A 16,248-nucleotide genomic window follows, 5' to 3' on the forward strand; every position below is an offset into this window, starting at 1 on the left:
CCAGGTTAGAGGCGCTTGAGCATCCGGGTGTTGCCGAGCGTGTTCGGCTTGACGTGCGCGAGGTCGAGGAACTCCTCGACGCCGGGGTCGCCGCTGCGCAGCAGCTGCGAGTACACGTCGGCGTCGACGATCTGCTCGCCGATGGGCTCGAAACCGCGGCGGGTGAAGAAGTCCACCTCGAAGGTCAGGCAGAACAGGCGGGTGAGTCCGAGGGCGCGGGCGTTCTGCTCCAGCCGCTCCACGATCGCCTTGCCCACACCGTGGTGCAGCCATTCGTCGCGCACCAGGAGGGTGCGGACCTCGCCGAGGTCCTCCCAGATCACGTGCAGCGCCCCGCATCCGATCAGCTCGCCGTCGGCCTCGGCGACGACGAACTCCTGCACCGCGCCGTACAGCACGGCGAGATCCTTGCCCAGCAGGATGCGCTGCTCGACGAGCGGCTCCAGCATGCGGTGGATGGGCAGGATGTCGGTGCTGCGGGCCGGCCGGACGAGGAGGTCGCTCACACGATCAAGCCTAGGACGCGAAGAAGCGGATGCCGTGGCGCACGACATCCGCTTCTTCACGCGATCTGGACTCGACGCGACCTCAGCCGGCGGCGAGGTCGGGCGTGGCGGAGATGCCGCCGCCGGTGTTCACGCCGACCGAGACCTTCTGCCCGCGCGGGGTGTTCACGAAGACGAACTTGCCGTCCGCGACGTCGACCTTCACGTGGTCGCCGGCGTTGAGCTGGCCGTGCAGGATCCGCTCGGAGAGCTGGTCCTCCACCTCGCGCTGCATGGCGCGGCGCAGCGGCCGGGCGCCGAGGGCGGGGTCGAAGCCGATCTCGATGAGCTTGTCCTTCGCGGCATCCGTCAGCTCCACCGTCATGTCCCGGTCGAGCAGGCGCTCACCCAGCTGCTTGGTGAACAGGCCCACGATCTGGCGCAGCTCGTCCTTGTTCAGCTGCGGGAACACGATGATGTCGTCCACGCGGTTCAGGAACTCGGGCTTGAAGTGCCGCTTCAGCTCCTCGTCCACCTTGCCCTTCATCCGCTCGTAGGTCGTCTGCGTGTTGCCCTCGATCTGGAAGCCGACCGGGCCACCGGCGATCGCCGACGAGCCGAGGTTGGTCGTCATGATGATCACGGTGTTCTTGAAGTCGACCACGCGGCCCTGGCCATCGGTGAGACGGCCCTCCTCGAGGATCTGCAGCAGCGAGTTGAAGATGTCCGGGTGCGCCTTCTCGATCTCATCGAACAGCACGACGGAGAACGGCTTGCGACGCACCTTCTCGGTGAGCTGCCCGCCCTCCTCGAAGCCGACGAATCCGGGAGGGGCGCCGAACAGCCGCGAGACGGTGTGCTTCTCGCCGAACTCGCTCATGTCGAGGGAGATCAGCGCGGCCTCGTCGTCGAAGAGGAACTCGGCGAGCGCCTTGGCGAGCTCGGTCTTGCCGACGCCGGTGGGGCCGGCGAAGATGAACGAGCCCGACGGGCGCTTGGGGTCCTTCAGACCCGCGCGCTGACGGCGGATCGTGCGGGACAGCGCCGCGATGGCCTCGTCCTGGCCGATGACGCGCTGGTGCAGCGCCTTCTCCATGAAGACGAGACGGCTGGACTCCTCCTCGGTGAGCTTGAACACCGGGATGCCGGTGGCCTGCGCGAGCACCTCGGCGATCAGGCCCTCGTCGACGACCGCGGAGGTCGCCACGTCGCCGCTGCGCCACTGCTTCTCCAGGCGCAGACGCTCGCCGAGCAGCTCCTTCTCCTGGTCGCGGAGCGCCGCGGCCTTCTCGAAGTCCTGCTCCTCGCTGGCCGCCTCCTTCTCCTCGCGGACCTTCGCGATCTTCTCGTCGAACTCGCGCAGCTCCGGCGGGGAGGAGAGGATGCTCAGCCGCAGCCGGGCACCGGCCTCGTCGATCAGGTCGATGGCCTTGTCCGGGAGGAACCGGTCGCTGACGTAGCGGTCGGCGAGGTTCGCCGCCGCGACGATCGCGCCGTCGGTGATCTGCACCTTGTGGTGCGCCTCGTAGCGGTCGCGCAGCCCCTTCAGGATGTTGATCGCGTGCGGCAGGCTCGGCTCGTTCACCTGGATGGGCTGGAAGCGACGCTCCAGCGCGGCATCCTTCTCGAAGTACTTGCGGTACTCGTCGAGGGTGGTCGCGCCGATCGTCTGCAGCTCGCCGCGCGCCAGGAGCGGCTTGAGGATGCTGGCGGCGTCGATTGCGCCCTCGGCGGCACCGGCGCCGACGAGGGTGTGGATCTCGTCGATGAAGACGATGATGTCGCCGCGGGTGCGGATCTCCTTGGTGACCTTCTTCAGGCGCTCCTCGAAGTCGCCGCGGTAGCGGGAGCCGGCGATGAGCGAACCGAGGTCGAGCGAGTACAGCTGCTTGTCCTTCAGCGTCTCGGGCACGTCCCCCTTGACGATCGCCTGCGCGAGGCCCTCGACGACGGCGGTCTTGCCGACGCCGGGCTCGCCGATGAGGACCGGGTTGTTCTTGGAGCGGCGGGAGAGGATCTGCATGACCCGCTCGATCTCCTTCTCGCGCCCGATCACCGGGTCGAGCTTGTTCTCGCGCGCGGCCTGGGTGAGGTTGCGGCCGAACTGGTCGAGCACCTGCGAGCCGCCCTGGGCGGACTGCTGGTTCTCGTGCGTGGTCGCGCCGACGGCGGCGGGCTCGCGGCCCGGGGCCCCGGAGAGCAGCTGGATGACCTGCTGACGCACCTTGTTCAGGTCGGCGCCGAGCTTCACGAGCACCTGGGCGGCGACGCCCTCGCCCTCGCGGATCAGGCCGAGCAGGATGTGCTCGGTGCCGATGTAGTTGTGGCCCAGCTGCAGCGCCTCGCGCAGGCTCAGCTCGAGCACCTTCTTGGCGCGCGGCGTGAACGGGATGTGCCCGGTCGGCTGCTGCTGACCCTGGCCGATGATGTCCTGCACCTGCTCGCGCACGGCGTCGAGGGAGATGCCGAGGCTTTCGAGCGCCTTCGCGGCGACGCCCTCACCCTCGTGGATCAGGCCGAGCAGGATGTGCTCGGTCCCGATGTAGTTGTGGTTGAGCATCTTCGCCTCTTCCTGGGCGAGGACGACCACTCGACGGGCTCGGTCCGTGAATCTCTCGAACATTGCTGTGACTCCTTGGCATCGCGCCTGGTGCACGGCTCCCACCGTGACCTGTACATCGAGAGTAACGAGCGCGCGAGGGACGGATGCCCGTGTTCGCCCTGGGCATACCGAGGGCGGACCCGCTTGACGAGGGCCCCCGTCAGCGCACGACCGACAGGGTCGCCAGCGTCGGGTCGGCGGCGCCGCGCACGTAGCCGCCGGGAGTCGCCGCGACGCGCTGCAGGAAGCGCACCACGTCCTCGGTGATGACCTCGCCCGGCAGCACGTTCGGGATGCCCGGCGGGTAGGCGGCGAGCGCGGCGGCGGAGACCCGGCCCACGGCATCCGCGGCGTCCACCGTCTCGGCGGAGCGGAGGAAGGCGTCGCGCGGGAGCATCGCGAGCGGACCGGGCTCGGGCAGCACGGTCGCGGCCTCGATCGCGTCGACGTCGGCGGCGGCATCCGCGTCGACGGGGAGCGCGTGCAGGGCGTCCACCACGCGTGCCACGTCGGGGACGACGCCGGGCGCCACGACGGCGACCAGGCAGGTCTCGGTGGCGATCTCGAAGTACACGCCGTCCTGCTCCATGAGCAGCTCGCGCGCGGTCGGGCCGTGCACGCCGCCGCTGGCCACGTCGATGGAGACGCGCAGCGGGTCGGCGGCGACGATGTCGTCGAACCGGTCGAAGGTGTCGCTCACGATGCGGAAGCGCCGGCCGCGACGGATGCGGTCGCGCAGCTCGTCGGCGGCGGCGATGGCCGCGCCGATCCGGTCGCGGCCGGTCTGCAGGGCGTCGCGGGCGAGGTCGAGGGATGCCAGCAGCAGCGAGCTCTCGCTGGTGGACTGCTCGAGGCGGAACGCCCGCTCGACGAGCGGCTCCAGCTCGTCGGCGAAGGGGCCGTCGCCCAGGTGCAGCATGGCGGACTGGGTGAGGCTGCCGCCCAGCTTGTGGGTGCTGGAGACGACGAGGTCGGCGCCGAGGCGGAGCGGGTTCTCGGGCACGTCCTCGTGGAAGCCGAAGTGCGCGCCCCAGGCGGCGTCGACGATGAGCGGCGCGCCGGCCTCGTGCGCGACCTCGGCGAGCCCGGCGATGTCGGCGACGGCGCCGAAGTAGCTGGGCGAGATCACGTACACGCCCTTGGGCCGCTCGTGCTCCTCGAGCCGTCCGAGCGCCTCGCGCAGCGACGCCGGGGAGACGCCGTGGTTGATCCCGAACCAGCCGTCGATGGAGGGCTGCACGAAGCGCGGGGACAGCCCGCCGAGGATGATCCCGTCGGAGAAGGAGGAGTGGGCGCTGCGCTGGACGACGACCGGCGCGGTCTGCGCGCGGAAGCCGGCGAGGGCGAGCGCGGCGATGCGGTTGGCCTGCGAGGCGCCGTTGGTGAGGAACCAGGTGCGACGGGCGCCGAAGGCCTCGGCGGCCAGGCGCAGCGACTGCGCCAGCGGGTTGCCCTCGCCCTTGTCGAGCCCGGCCAGCAGCGGCGGCACGTCCTTGAGCAGCACGTCGCGCCCGAAGTACTCGGCGACCTGCGGCACGGCCTCCGGGTCGGCGGAGTGGCCGGGCACGTTCAGCCGCACCGTGTCGCGGGCGGCGTAGCGGGCCAGCGCATCGGCGTACGGGGTGGATGAGGTGCCCGATTCGGTCCGGTCGCCGGCGGGGGCGAGCAGGGAGGCGGAGGTCATGCTTCGAGCCTCGCCGACCTGAGATGAATACGGAATAGCGAGTACTCTTCAGTTATCCATACCTTGTATTGAACGGATGCCCGGTGCTCGATCTTCGTCAGCTGATCGCCCTTCGTGCCGTCGCCGAGCACGGCTCGGTGCTCGCCGCGGCGGATGCCCTCGACTGGAGCCAGCCCACCGTCGCCCACCACCTGCGCGGGCTGGAGCGCGTGACCGGAGCGCCGGTCGTCGCCAGCTCGCGCGCCGGCACCCGGCTCACCCCCGCCGGACGGCTGTGGCTGCCGCACGCCGTCGCGATCCTCGATCGCGCCGACCGGGCACGGGCCGAGGTGGCGACCGCGCTCGCCGACGGGCGGCGGCGCCTGCGGCTGGGCATCTTCCCCACCGCCGCGGCGCGGCTGCTGCCGGGTCTCGTGCACACGCTGACGGATGCCGGGTACCGGCCGGAGGTCGTTGAGGGCGAGATGCACGAGCTCACCGAGCTGCTGGAGCGGCTGGCGCTGGACGCGGCGGTGGTCTTCGCCCGCGCGGACGAGCCGCATGCGGTGCTTCCCGGGCTGCGGCGCCGCCCGCTGTTCACGGAGCGGTTCTCGCTGATCGTGCCCGCGGGGCATCCGCTGGCCGGCACGGGCGCACGGCGCCTGCGCGACTTCTGCGAGGATCGCTGGATCCTGGGCACGAGCGAGGCCGATCCGGGCGACCGGGCGCTGATCGCAGCGGCGCGGACCGAGGGATTCGCTCCGGAGGTCGGCCCGCGCAGCGACGACTACCGCGTGGTCGCGGCGTACGTCGCGGAGGGTCTGGGCATCGCGCTCGTCCCCGAGCTGGCGCTGCCGGGCCCGGCCGATCGGGGCGAGGACGTCGCGGTCGTCGAGCTGCGCCGGCCGTTGTCGCGGGAGATCGCCCTGCTCACGCTGCCGACGCTCGACGAGGCCCTGGTGGAGCTGATCGCCCGCACCGCCGTCGCCGGCGGGGACCCCGGCGGCACACGCGCCGGGCGCCGGCGCGTGTAACGTATGTTTCACTTCGAGGGGCGGGGCACGATGACGGAGCAGACGGACGACGCGGACGGGGCGACGGGACGGCCGCTCAGCGACCTGGTCCGCGCCTCGCTGGACACGCTCAGCGCCGGCGAGCGCAAGGTGGGGCGGGCCATCCTCGCGAACTATCCGCTGGCCGGGCTCGGCACGGTGGCGGAGCTCGCCGAACGCGCGAACGTGAGCGCGCCCACCGTCGTCCGGTTCGTGAGCCGTCTCGGCTTCAGCGGGTTCCCGGCGTTCCAGAAGCGGCTGGTGCGCGAGGTGCACGAGCGGCTCGGGTCCCCGCTCGAGCAGTACGGGCGCGACGATCTGCTCTCCGGCGACGGCGACCTCGCTCGCGCGGCGCGCGTGTTCGCGGCCAGCATCTCCGCCACGATCGGCGAGCTGCCCGCGAGCGAGTTCGAGCGGACGGTCGCTCTCCTCGCCGACAACCGTCACCGCATCCGGCTGATCGGAGGGCGGTTCAGCCACCTCCTGGCCGAGTACCTCGGGGCGCACCTGATGCTGCTGCGCCCGGACGTCCAGGTCATCGGCCGCGACGAGTTCGACCGTCTCGCGGCGATCCCCGACACCCGCCGGGGCGACGTCCTGGTGGCGTTCGACTACCGGCGCTACGACCCCGGGATCGTCCGGTTCGCTCAACGGGCGGCCCGGCGCGGGGCCGAACTGGTGCTGTTCACCGACCGCTGGCTCTCGCCCGCCGCGGATGCCGCGACGACGGTGCTCCCGGCCAACGTGGACTCGCCCTCGCCGTTCGACTCGCTGGTGCCGGCCATGGCCGTGCTCGAGACGGTGGTCGCTGGCGTCACCGACCGGCTCGGCGAGACGGGTCGCCGGCGCGTGGAGACGATGGAAGACCTGCGCGCCTCGGCGCGGGACTGAGCAGGATCTGCGCGTCTCGGCGCGGGACTGACGTCAGCTGCCCGAGCCGCCGGTCACACCTCCGAATCCCCCGCCGGGCGGGCCGCCGACTCGCTGCGGTGGTGCTCGATGCCGAGGACCCGTTCGGCCGCGGCGAGGTAGCCCGCCATGAGCGCCCGCGCCACGGTGGCGATCGCGTCGTCACCGGGAAGGAACCGGGGGTGGTGCAGACCCGGCTGCGGTCCCTTGCCCGCGGTGGCCACGCCGGCGAAGAGCATCAGCGACGGCACGGCGTCGCAGTAGTAGGAGAAGTCGTCCGCGCCCAGGGAGCGCATCGGCTCGGCGCCGTCGACTCCGAGCCGGGTCAGCCAGTCGTCGGCGCTCGCCGCCAGCGTGGCGTCGTTGATGAGCGCGGGCTCACCCTCGATGCGGCGCACCACGGCGCTGGTGCCGTACGCCTCGGCGGTCCGCTGCGCCATGTCCTGCACGGCGGCGAAGAGCACGGCGCGGTCGGCGGGGTCGGTGGTGCGCATGGTCGCGAAGATGCGCGCCTCCGCCGGGAGGACGTTGGCCGCCCCCTCCCCCGCGGTGAGCGTGCCGATGCTGATGATCGCCGGGCGCAGCGGGCTCACCGAGCGGCGCACCATCTCCGGGATGCCCAGGGCGATCTGCGCGATCGCCGAGACGGCGTCGTTCGCCTCGTGCGGGTAGGCGGCGTGGCCGCCGCGCCCGTGCACGCGGATCTCGATCTCGTCCGCGGCAGCGTTGATGAAGCCGCCGCCGGATGCCACGGCGCCCACGGGAACGCCCGGATGCACGTGCGCACCGATCACGTGCGCCACCGAGAACCGGTCGAGGACCCCGGCGTCGACGACGTCCAGCGCGCCAGAGGGGTAGCTCTCCTCGCGGGGCTGCAGCAGGGCGACGAGCCCGACCGGCAGGTCGAGGCCGTCGGCGGCGCGCAGCAGCGCGACCAGCGCCGCCTGGTGCACGTCGTGCCCGCAGGCGTGCATGGCGCCGTTGGTGGCGGCGAAGGGGGCGCCGGTGCGCTCGGTCACCGGCAGGGCGTCGAGTTCCGCGCGCAGCGCGATCGAGGCCCCCTCTGCGGGGCCGATCCGGGCCACGGCCCCGGCATCCGCCACGGCGTCGAACACCGCGACATCGCGCAGCTCGTGCAACAGGCGCTCGGTGGCGGGATGCTCGTGGCCCGACACACAGGGATCGGCGTGCAGCTCCTGCCGCAGGCGTGTGGCGGGGGCCAGTTCGCGCTCGAGCGCGGCGTCCCATCGCGCCGCCAGGTCGGTGAGGCGGGTGATCGTCGGGCTCACGCGGACGCTCCGGCGCCGTCGAGGCGGTACGCCCGCCGGGCGTTGCGCCAGGCGATCAGCTCGGTGATGCGGGAGCGTTCGGCCGGGGGCCAACCGTCCCGTTCGGCGAAGGTCTCCAGCGCCCCCTCGAGGCCGCGGCGGAACAGCAGGGCGCCGAGGTGGTACAGCTCGGCCACGCCGAAGGCATCCGTCGAGAAGAGGATCTTGTGGAACGGCGCGAGCTCCAGCGTCTCGGCGATGACCTCCTCCGAGCGCGAGCCGGTGTAGTTGATGGCCAGCCCGACGTCGAAGTACACGTGCGGGAACACCTGCGCCAGGTAGCCGGCCTCGCGGTGGAACGGGTAGCAGTGCAGCAGCATCACGCGCGCGCCGGTCTCGCGGGTGAGCCGCAGGAACTGGGTGAGCAGCAGCGGGCTGCAGCGGTGCAGATCCACATCCGCATCCCCGTACCCGATGTGGAACTGGATGGCGCTCGCGCGGTCGACCGCGGTCCACAGCAGGTGGCGGATGATCACGGGGTCGTCGAGCCGGACCGGGGCGCCCGCCGCGATCCGCTCGAGCCAGGTGGCGACGGCGGTGTCGACCTCGTCGGCGTCCGGGCGCTCCGGGGCGAAATCGAGGCCGATCCGGTACGCCGCGATCGACTTCACGCCGATCGCGTGCTGCAGGCGCTCGTCCAGCATCCGCTCGTAGGCGGTGCGGAAAGCCGCGGCGTCGCATCCGTCCAGCACGAGCTCCTCGGCGATCCGCTCCAGGCGGACCACTTCGAAGGCGCGCGCGGCGCCGGCATCCGCCATCCCCTCCGGGTCGAGGATCTCGTCGCCGCGGTGCCCGGTCTCGATGACGTAGTCGCTGATCCCGGTGGCGCGCAGCAGCCGGCGGCTCGCCTCGGCCCCGCCGAGCTCGCGGCGCCGCTGCAGGTACTCCTCCGGTGTGGCGAACGGCGGCAGCCCCAGCACCGGCGCGCAGTGGCGACGGATGGCGAAACCGACCTGGCTGTCGAAGTGCGTGGTCCCGTCGGGGGCGTCCCAGTCCGACTCGGTGATCATCGCCTCGAAGGCCGCACGGTCGAGATCGGCGGTGGTGACACCGTGGCAGTGATGGTCGAGCAGGGGGACGTCGGATGCCGTGACGAGGCGTTCAGTGGCGAGGCTCTCCGTGGCGCCGGGCTCTGCGGGCTCAGTAGACACGGGCGTACACCTCGCACTGCTCGGCGAGCGAGCGCGCCTGCACCGAGGCGAACTCGTCGCGCTTGATGGCCTCGTAGGTCGCCAGGAACGCCGGCGAGAACCAGCCCGACACCACCTCGTCCTCCTTCAGCACCGTGAGCGCCTCCTCGAGGCTGCGGGGGAGCTTCGGCAGGTGGGCGTGACGTCCGTCGAGGTCGAGCTCGCCGTCGACGATCTCCGGCGTCTCCAGCCCCTCACGCAGCCCCTGCATGCCGGCCCGCAGGATGAGTCCGAGCAGGATCCACGGGTTCGCGCCGATGTCGCCGCCGCGGAATTCGAAGTGCAGCTGACGGCGCGGGTCGCGGCCGTCGATCTCGTTGGTGGGGCAGATCCGCAGCAGCGCCTCGCGGTTCTGCAGGCCGAGGAACGCGCGCGCCGTGGACCAGTTGTGCGGGGCCAGGCGCAGGTAGCTCGTCGCGAGCGGTGCGAACAGCGCCGCCATGGCCGGACCGTGCTTCACGATGCCGGCGGCGAAGCTGCCGGCGAGCGGGGAGAGCCGGCCGGGGCGGTCGGCGTCGAAGACGAGCGTCTCGCCGTCGGCGTCGTCCAGGCCGAAGTGGACGTGCACGCCGTTGCCGGTCTCGCCGGGCGAGACGACGGGGGCGAAGGAGGCCTCCCGGCCGTGCGCATCGAAGATGTCGTAGACGATGTCGCGGACGAGGATCGCACGGTCGGCGGCGGTGACCGGGTCGGACGGTGCGACCGTGATCTCGTACTGGTGCCGTCCGTACTCGGGCAGCCACGTCTCCGGCTCGAGTCCGGCGCGGTTGAGCACGGTCATCAGCCGCGAGCCGATCGGTTCGGCGCGGCGGAAGGCCTGCAGCGAGAACGGGTGGTGGTCGCCCTTCGCGCTGACGTCGACGAACTCGTGCTCGAAGGAGCAGCGGGTGGTGATCCCGAACTCGGTGCGCAGCTGGTCGACGGCGTCGCGCAGGAAGGTTCGCGGGCAGCTCTCCCACGGTGTGCCGTCCGTGTTGACGAGGTCGGCGAAGACGATGTTCAGCGGCGGGCGGCCGGGGATCCCGTCGACGCGGGCGAGCGAGGAGAGGTCGGGCCGCAGGCGGAGGTCGCCGGTGGAGCCGTAGGGGATGTCGTCGACGATGTGGCCGAGCGAGCCGATGCCGAGGTTCGCCGGCACCCACCCGAGGGACGTGCGCTCGTCGAAATCCGCCAGCCGCATGGAGCGGCCCTTCGTACGGGCGGCGATGTCGGTGGTGGCGATGAAGATCAGTTCGTCGACGTCGGGGGTGGGCGGCGTCTGCATGGCATCCGTTCCGGTCGGCGCCTGGGCGGGGCGGCTGAGGGGCTGGTCGATGAGGCTCATCAGTCGAGGTCCTCCGTGCTGAGGCGGGATCCGATGCGGTCCGCGAGGGCGGGTTTGGCGAGCACGATCACGAGGCCGATGAGGCACCACGCGCCGGCGATCCACGGGAAGTAGGTGTACGGCGGCTGCTGTCCGGCGATCTGGATCACGTACACGTAGACGAGGAAGGCCAGGCCCAGCACCGGGATGATCGCCTCCCACTTCGGGATGGTGGATCCGCGGGAGAAGGTGTGCCGGATGACGCCGACCGAGGTCATGCCGTAGGCGACGACCATGCAGAGCGTGGCGATCGTCGCGAACCAGTAGTACACATCGACCGAGGTGGCGCCGAGCAGGCCGAAGCCGACGGCGAGGACGACGGTGAGGATCACGACGAACACGGTGCTGTTCACCGGGACGCCGGTCTTCGCGCTGGTGGCGGCGAAGGCGCGCGGGCCGAAGCCGTCGCGGGCGAGGGCGAAGAGCAGGCGGGATGCCGCGGCGGTGGAGCTGAGCAGCGAGGCGAAGGCGACGAGGAACGCGAAGACGGCGATGAGCACGGCGAACCACTGGCCGATGTAGGTGGAGGCGAGGGTGGTCAGGGTGGAGGATGCGCCGGCGAAGGCCGCGATGCCCTCCGCGTCGGTGCCGAAGCCGATAGTCTGCGCGAACATCACGAGGATGTAGATGAGGCCGGCGAGGACGACCGCGAGCAGCAGCGCGATCGGCACGACGCGCTTCGGGTTGCGGGTCTCCTCGCCGAGCGACGTGCCGGACTCGAAGCCCGCCCAGGACAGGAAGCCGAAGACGGCGGCGGTCATCACCGCGCTGATCGGCGCGTCGCCGGGCAGCAGCACGGAGAGGTCGACGCCGGTGGACACCGGGGCGTCGCCGGTCGCGACGCGGACGATGATCACGACGGAGAGGATGACCATGGCGGCGATCCCGAGGAAGCCGATGCCCAGCAGCGTGCGCGCGGTGACCGTGGATTCGCGCACGTTGAGGAGGAGAGTGAAGACGGCGACGACGACCGGCACGAGCACCCAGCTCCAGGCAGGAAGGGTGACCCCCAGCTCGACCATCATGGCCTCGAAGAACACGGCGCAGGCGCCGGCGATGCAGGCCGCGAAGAACAGGTAGGTGCCGAGGAGGGCGAATCCGCCGAAGAAGCCGGCGCGCGGGCCGAGCGTGGATCCGGCGAGCGCGTATACGGAGCCGGCGTGGGTGATGTAGCGGGTGAGCCGGATGAACGCGTAGGCCACGAGCATCGTGCCGAGGAACGAGACGATGAACGTGAAGGGCACGGATGCCCCGACGAGGCCGGCCACGCCGATGCCGTTCAGCGACATCGCCATCACCGGCCCCATGAAGCCGACGGAGATCGCGACGACCTCCCAGAGCCGGAGTGTCTTGCGCGGTGCCGCGCCGGTGTCGTGCGCGAGGTCGCGCGGGGTGTGCGTCGTTGACGTCATCGTCGGGGACCTTTCGTGTGGCGTCGGCATCGACACCGGGGCAAGTGTGTATCAGATCGTGCGGAGGGGGCTGATCTGCGAATGGGTGTAACAGATGTTACATGAGGGGCGTGGGGCTGCCAAGGGTGGGGTCTGAGTTCTTCCGAGACGCGCGAAGCGGCCCCCGCGCATCGTCCGCGCACGGGGGCCGCTTGGGCTGCTCCGTGTTGATTCAGAGCCTGGTCACTGCGCCGTGGGCTGCTCCTCGCCGCTCTCGGCGTCGGTCGTCGGCTTCCGTCGACCGGAGAACAACGATGCCGCCTTGCCTCGGGCGCCGTCGGCGAACCCCGCGATCGCGCTTCCCGCGTTCTTCACGGCGGTCACGGCTCGCGCCTCGTCAGGGATGCCGTCGCCTGCGAGGTCCACGTGCCGGAAGGCCTCCGCGGTCTTGCTTGCCGTGCCCACGACCGCGCTGCCGGCGCGCTTCGCGGCGGTCAGCGCTCGTGCCTCATCCGGGATGCCATCGCCGTCGAGGTCGATCGGCCGGAAGACGTCCGCGATTTCGCTGACCTTGCCCCAGACGTTCTCACCGAAGTCCTTCGCGCTGCTGGCGGCGGCCTCGAGCGCCTGAGCGGCGCGGGAGGGCTCGGCCGGCCCGGCCTGCGGCTTCTCGTAATCGAGGAGCCATTCGGGGAACTCCGTGGGCGTCTCCGGGAACGCGACGTGCGCCGCCTTGACGACATCGCGCCCGAAGGTGAAGCTGCCGACTCCGCCGATCACGGCGCCGACGCCGAACGGGATCGCCTTGCCGATGGTTCCCGCGCCGAGCTTGCCGCCCACCTTGAGCGCCTCACGGCCGAGCACGATGGTGAGCGGCGCGAGGGCGGATTCCGGAAGCTGCTGGGTCAGCACTTCTCCCCGACCGCCCGGGACGACCTTGCCCACGGCTCCGGCCGCCTTGGTTCGCGCCTGCGCCGCGCCGCCGGCACCGAACGCCGAGAGCACGAGGTTGCTGACCTGGCTCTGCGACTTCTGCCCGAGCAGCATCCCGAATACGAGAGGCTTGGCACGCTCCGGGTCCTCCACGGAGATGCCGTGCAGCTCGGCCACCGCGAGCACGTAGAGTGCGCTGGTCTCGTAGAAGAAGAGCAGGTCGGCCACGCCGAGACCCAGTGCGATCGGGACGCCGAAGCCGGGAATCGCCGCCGAGGCGCCGACGCCGCTGCTGGCGATGGTGACGGTGGCGACGTACCGGCTGTCGAGCTCCTTGAGGATGTCGCCAGGCGACGCATCCGGCTTGTCGCGTCGCACGGAACGCAGAATTCATCCCGTTCCTGGACTACGACGTCGAGATCCGCCGCATCATCTGCAGCACCAACGCGATCGAGTCCCTCAACGCCCGCTACCGCCGCGCCGTGCGCGCCCGAGGGCACTTCCCGAACGACGCCGCCGCGTTGAAGTGTCTCTACCTCGTGACTCGGTCGCTTGACCCCACTGGCAGGGGTCGGGCACGCTGGGCGACGAGGTGGAAGCCCGCACTCAACGCCTTCGCGATCACCTTCGAAGGCCGAATCAACTGAAATGCGCCAGGCCAGATCCACCGTTAATCTGACACACCCCCTCGGCGCTGCTCACGCCGGGGGCGACACCGTCATCGACGTCGGCCTGCCTCACCCACGTCCGCACGGACTCGACCCCGTAGCCGAGTTGCGTCGCGACGCGCTGCACGGTCCCTTGCGTGACGCCGAGCTCAGCGCGCAGCGCTCTCACCATCCGCACTGCGGCCGCCTTCTCCTCGCTCGAGTAGCGACGCGTTGTCGGCTTCCCATTCGCCAGTTCTTTGGGCATAACTCCATCCTCGTTTCCAAGGTCAGGAGTCTCCATCAGACCCAGGATGCTTCTATGTGTTGTCAAGTCCGCTCTGCTCGCTGAGGCGGCGGTAGAGCTGGCGGGCTATGTATCGCTTGAGTGAGCGGCGGATTTCCTTGGTGGTGCGTCCTTCGGCTCGTCGGCGTTCGACGTAGGCGCGGGTCGGCGGGTGGTGCGACATTCGGGTCAGCGCGATCGACGATAAGGCTCTGTTCAGACGCCTGTCGCCTCCTCGGTTGAGGCGATGACGGGTGGTGTTTCCGCTCGAGGCGGGCACGGGACTGACGCCGGCGAGCACGGCGAACGCTGCTTCGGAGCGGACCCGGCCGGGGTGTGACCAGGCGGCGATGATCACGGCCGCGTTGATCGCGCCGATCCCGGGCTCGTCGAGCAGGATTGCGGCGTCGCTGGCGGCGACCAGCGCGGTGATCGCGTCACGGTTAGCAGCGAGGTCCTCATCGCAGACGGCAACCCGTCGGGCCAGCCGGATCGCTTCCCGGCGGGCTGTCGCGGTCGCGAGGTCCTCCTGTCGCGTGCGCCAGGACTCGATCGCCGCGAGCTGCTTCTTGGTGAGCGAGGCGCGGGCGTCGATGCCGAGGTCGACCGTTCGAAGCAGCGCGGTCAAGGCGTTGATCGACCTGGTGCGTTCGAGGTTGATGAGGTCGCGGGCGCCGATCAGCACCCGCAGCGCCGCGCGGACTCCCGCGTCCTGACGCGGATCACGGAGGTTGTCGGCATCGACGCCGAGCACGGAGCGGGCGATCAGTTCCGCGTCGATCTCGTCGCTCTTGCCTCGTCCGCGACGTTCACGTGCCGCTGTCGGGAACGACTCCACGACCCGGTAGCCGGCGTCCTGGCATGCTCTCGCGAGCCGGGCGCCATACGAGCCGACGCCCTCGATCGTTACGAGCACATCGGCCAGCCCGCTGGTGCGCCGAGCGATCCACGCGACCGCGCGTGATAATCCCGCCGGCGTCGTCGGGAAGGTCCGAGTGTCCACTCTGGCGCCAGTGCGCGCGTCGAGCACGGCGAGAGTGTGTGTTCTGGAATGGGTGTCCGCGCCGATGACATACGCGAACGTGTTTGCGACGATGGTCATGGTGACCGTGATCCTCTCCACTGGGTTGACGTCACTGCTGGCGTCGACCCGGGAATGGTCACTTCGAGGCAGGCCTGTAATGGGCCACGACCGCCGTGAACGGTCGGGCAAGCTTCTGATCAAGCCATCGGAGTGGGCAGGGTCGGCGCCGGCACCCACCCGGCCGGACAGATCCTGGGAAAGGCACCCCGCCGAAGCGGGAGGCCAGGCGATTCAAGAGTCACGACCAGACGGAGCACCAGCACCCACCCTGCCAGCCGACCCCAGGCCAGCCACTTCAGAGACTTACAAGCGGTTCAACCGTCAGATAGTGGCGAGCCAGCTGCTCGAGGTAGTTCCCGGCCATGCGCTTGCTGTCCGCCAGCCCACGGAACTCCGCGAGGAGGGGCATCGAGATCGTGACTCTCCGGCCCCTCGTCCGACTCGGCCGCGACGGCGAGATACTCGGACTCCGTTTCAGCACCGGGGTACTGAACCCCTGCAGTCAAAGTCGCCGAATCGTCCCCCACGACGCCCCCATTCTCAGAACGAGCATCAGTGTACTTGTACCCGGCGATATCCACCCTGGTGCGAACGGCCGGGTACCCGGAACGCTTGAAGGGTGCCCCGCGTCCCCTCACCCGCTGCCGCTCATGTGGGGGCCAAGATCCGCGGGGCTCGGGAGTCCGCGACGATGACGCAGGACCAGCTCGCGGTGGCCGCCGAGATCGACTCCTCGAACATCCGCGCCTACGAATCCGGGCGCGCGCTGCCGAGCATCCACACTCTGCTGCGCATCGCGGATGCCCTCGGCACGCCGCTCACGTACTTCCTCGAAGATCTGCGGCTCGGGATGTTCCCCGCGAACGAGACCGACCGGCGCCGCCGGCGCGCGCTCTGACCCCCGCGCTCACCCGCCACCCGTCATCGTTCGTCACACCGCGGCCGGGAATTCCCGCGCGCTCCTAACGTTGAGTCCCATGGCGCGCACCGTGCGCGCTCGTCGACACCGTGTGGGCGCGCTGGTTCGGCGAGGAGCGTGCTCGGCGGCATCCGTTCCTGGATCCCGCCGCCGCACGCGAGCTCATGCGCCGCGGCATGCGCGTGCTCGGCGTCGATACGCTCAGCCCCGATCCGACGGATGCCGACGCCGCCGGGTTCCCGGTGCACGAGGTCGTGCTCGGCGGCGACGAGCTGATCGTGGAGAACCTGCGGGGCCTGGACGGTCTGCCCTCGCGCGTGCGGGTCGGGTTCTTCCCGCTGGCCCTCGCCGCGGACGGCGCGGCGGTGCGGGCGGTGGCGTTCCTGAGCTGACCGG

Annotated in this window: 13 protein-coding genes and 2 pseudogenes; 5 read left to right on the forward strand and 10 right to left on the reverse strand. The window is 70.8% G+C overall.

Going from position 1 to position 16,248, the window contains the following annotated elements; genetic code table 11:
* Positions 1-5 precede the first annotated feature (5 nt).
* From JSY13_RS10965 to JSY13_RS10975, 3 genes are all read right to left on the reverse strand, one after another.
* The gene (locus tag JSY13_RS10965; RefSeq protein ID WP_259606696.1) at positions 6-506 is read right to left on the reverse strand and encodes an amino-acid N-acetyltransferase; all 501 of its coding nucleotides are present in this window, start codon (positions 504-506) and stop codon (positions 6-8) included.
* Between the two features lie 82 nt (positions 507-588).
* Complete coding sequence (locus tag JSY13_RS10970) at positions 589-3,108, reverse strand: ATP-dependent Clp protease ATP-binding subunit (RefSeq protein WP_259606697.1); 2,520 nt, start codon at positions 3,106-3,108, stop codon at positions 589-591.
* A gap of 139 nt (positions 3,109-3,247) precedes the next feature.
* Complete coding sequence (locus JSY13_RS10975) at positions 3,248-4,771, reverse strand: aminotransferase class I/II-fold pyridoxal phosphate-dependent enzyme (RefSeq protein WP_259606698.1); 1,524 nt, start codon at positions 4,769-4,771, stop codon at positions 3,248-3,250.
* 83 nt (positions 4,772-4,854) lie between these two features.
* On the opposite strand from JSY13_RS10975, the gene JSY13_RS10980 reads away from it, so the two are divergent.
* Together JSY13_RS10980 and JSY13_RS10985 are read left to right on the forward strand one after the other, a co-directional pair.
* Positions 4,855-5,784, forward strand: a complete 930-nt coding sequence (locus JSY13_RS10980; protein ID WP_259606699.1) for a LysR family transcriptional regulator — start codon at positions 4,855-4,857, stop codon at positions 5,782-5,784.
* A gap of 30 nt (positions 5,785-5,814) precedes the next feature.
* On the forward strand, positions 5,815-6,693 hold the full coding sequence (locus JSY13_RS10985) for a MurR/RpiR family transcriptional regulator (RefSeq protein WP_259606700.1): 879 nt from the start codon (positions 5,815-5,817) through the stop codon (positions 6,691-6,693).
* 53 nt (positions 6,694-6,746) lie between these two features.
* On the opposite strand, the gene JSY13_RS10990 is transcribed toward JSY13_RS10985, so the two are convergent.
* The 5 genes from JSY13_RS10990 to JSY13_RS11010 form a co-directional block, all read right to left on the reverse strand.
* Complete coding sequence (locus tag JSY13_RS10990; protein WP_259606701.1) at positions 6,747-8,000, reverse strand: M20 metallopeptidase family protein; 1,254 nt, start codon at positions 7,998-8,000, stop codon at positions 6,747-6,749.
* Entirely contained in the window at positions 7,997-9,190 is a 1,194-nt protein-coding gene (locus JSY13_RS10995) for an amidohydrolase family protein (protein WP_259606702.1), read from the reverse strand. Before JSY13_RS10995 ends, JSY13_RS10990 begins: the two co-directional genes overlap by 4 nt.
* Positions 9,180-10,553: a type I glutamate--ammonia ligase gene (locus JSY13_RS11000; RefSeq protein WP_259606703.1), complete on the reverse strand. Its 1,374-nt coding sequence runs from the start codon at positions 10,551-10,553 to the stop codon at positions 9,180-9,182. The genes JSY13_RS10995 and JSY13_RS11000 overlap by 11 nt, the downstream gene beginning before the upstream one ends.
* Positions 10,553-12,004 carry an APC family permease gene (locus JSY13_RS11005; protein ID WP_259606704.1) on the reverse strand — a complete coding sequence of 484 codons (1,452 nt, stop codon included), beginning with the start codon at positions 12,002-12,004 and terminating at the stop codon, positions 10,553-10,555. Before JSY13_RS11005 ends, JSY13_RS11000 begins: the two co-directional genes overlap by 1 nt.
* A gap of 222 nt (positions 12,005-12,226) precedes the next feature.
* Positions 12,227-13,294, reverse strand: coding sequence for a hypothetical protein (locus JSY13_RS11010; RefSeq protein WP_259606705.1), 1,068 nt, complete (start codon positions 13,292-13,294; stop codon positions 12,227-12,229).
* An 8-nt stretch (positions 13,295-13,302) separates the two neighbouring features.
* Between JSY13_RS11010 and JSY13_RS11015 the strand changes: the two are divergent.
* Positions 13,303-13,563 (forward strand): annotated as a pseudogene (locus tag JSY13_RS11015) (transposase); the annotation flags it as partial.
* A gap of 40 nt (positions 13,564-13,603) precedes the next feature.
* Here the strand turns inward: JSY13_RS11015 and JSY13_RS11020 are convergent.
* Positions 13,604-13,831, reverse strand: a pseudogene (locus JSY13_RS11020) (transposase); the annotation flags it as partial.
* Positions 13,832-13,883: 52 nt separating this feature from the next.
* Positions 13,884-14,951 (reverse strand): IS110 family RNA-guided transposase, encoded by a 1,068-nt coding sequence (locus JSY13_RS11025; protein WP_259606526.1) that lies wholly within the window; start codon positions 14,949-14,951, stop codon positions 13,884-13,886.
* A gap of 634 nt (positions 14,952-15,585) precedes the next feature.
* Between JSY13_RS11025 and JSY13_RS11030 the strand changes: the two genes are divergently transcribed.
* Both JSY13_RS11030 and JSY13_RS11035 read left to right on the forward strand, forming a co-directional pair.
* A complete protein-coding gene (locus tag JSY13_RS11030; RefSeq protein WP_259608204.1) occupies positions 15,586-15,831 on the forward strand; it encodes a helix-turn-helix domain-containing protein in 246 nt (81 codons plus the stop codon).
* Positions 15,832-15,941: 110 nt separating this feature from the next.
* Positions 15,942-16,244 (forward strand): cyclase family protein, encoded by a 303-nt coding sequence (locus JSY13_RS11035; RefSeq protein ID WP_259606706.1) that lies wholly within the window; start codon positions 15,942-15,944, stop codon positions 16,242-16,244.
* The last annotated feature ends 4 nt before the right edge of the window (positions 16,245-16,248 follow it).

The organism is Microbacterium neungamense (genome assembly GCF_024971095.1).
Taxonomy (GTDB): Bacteria; Actinomycetota; Actinomycetes; order Actinomycetales; family Microbacteriaceae; genus Microbacterium; species Microbacterium neungamense.

Excerpts from the sequence above, each read along its gene's own strand:
- JSY13_RS10970 (WP_259606697.1), bottom strand. The coding sequence starts at position 3,108 with ATGTTCGAGAGATTCACGGACCGAGCCCGTCGAGTGGTCGTCCTCGCC.
- JSY13_RS10975 (WP_259606698.1), bottom strand. The coding sequence starts at position 4,771 with ATGACCTCCGCCTCCCTGCTCGCCCCCGCCGGCGACCGGACCGAATCG.
- JSY13_RS10985 (WP_259606700.1), top strand. The coding sequence starts at position 5,815 with ATGACGGAGCAGACGGACGACGCGGACGGGGCGACGGGACGGCCGCTC.
- JSY13_RS11000 (WP_259606703.1), bottom strand. The coding sequence starts at position 10,553 with ATGAGCCTCATCGACCAGCCCCTCAGCCGCCCCGCCCAGGCGCCGACC.
- JSY13_RS11005 (WP_259606704.1), bottom strand. The coding sequence starts at position 12,004 with ATGACGTCAACGACGCACACCCCGCGCGACCTCGCGCACGACACCGGC.
- JSY13_RS11025 (WP_259606526.1), bottom strand. The coding sequence starts at position 14,951 with ATGACCATCGTCGCAAACACGTTCGCGTATGTCATCGGCGCGGACACC.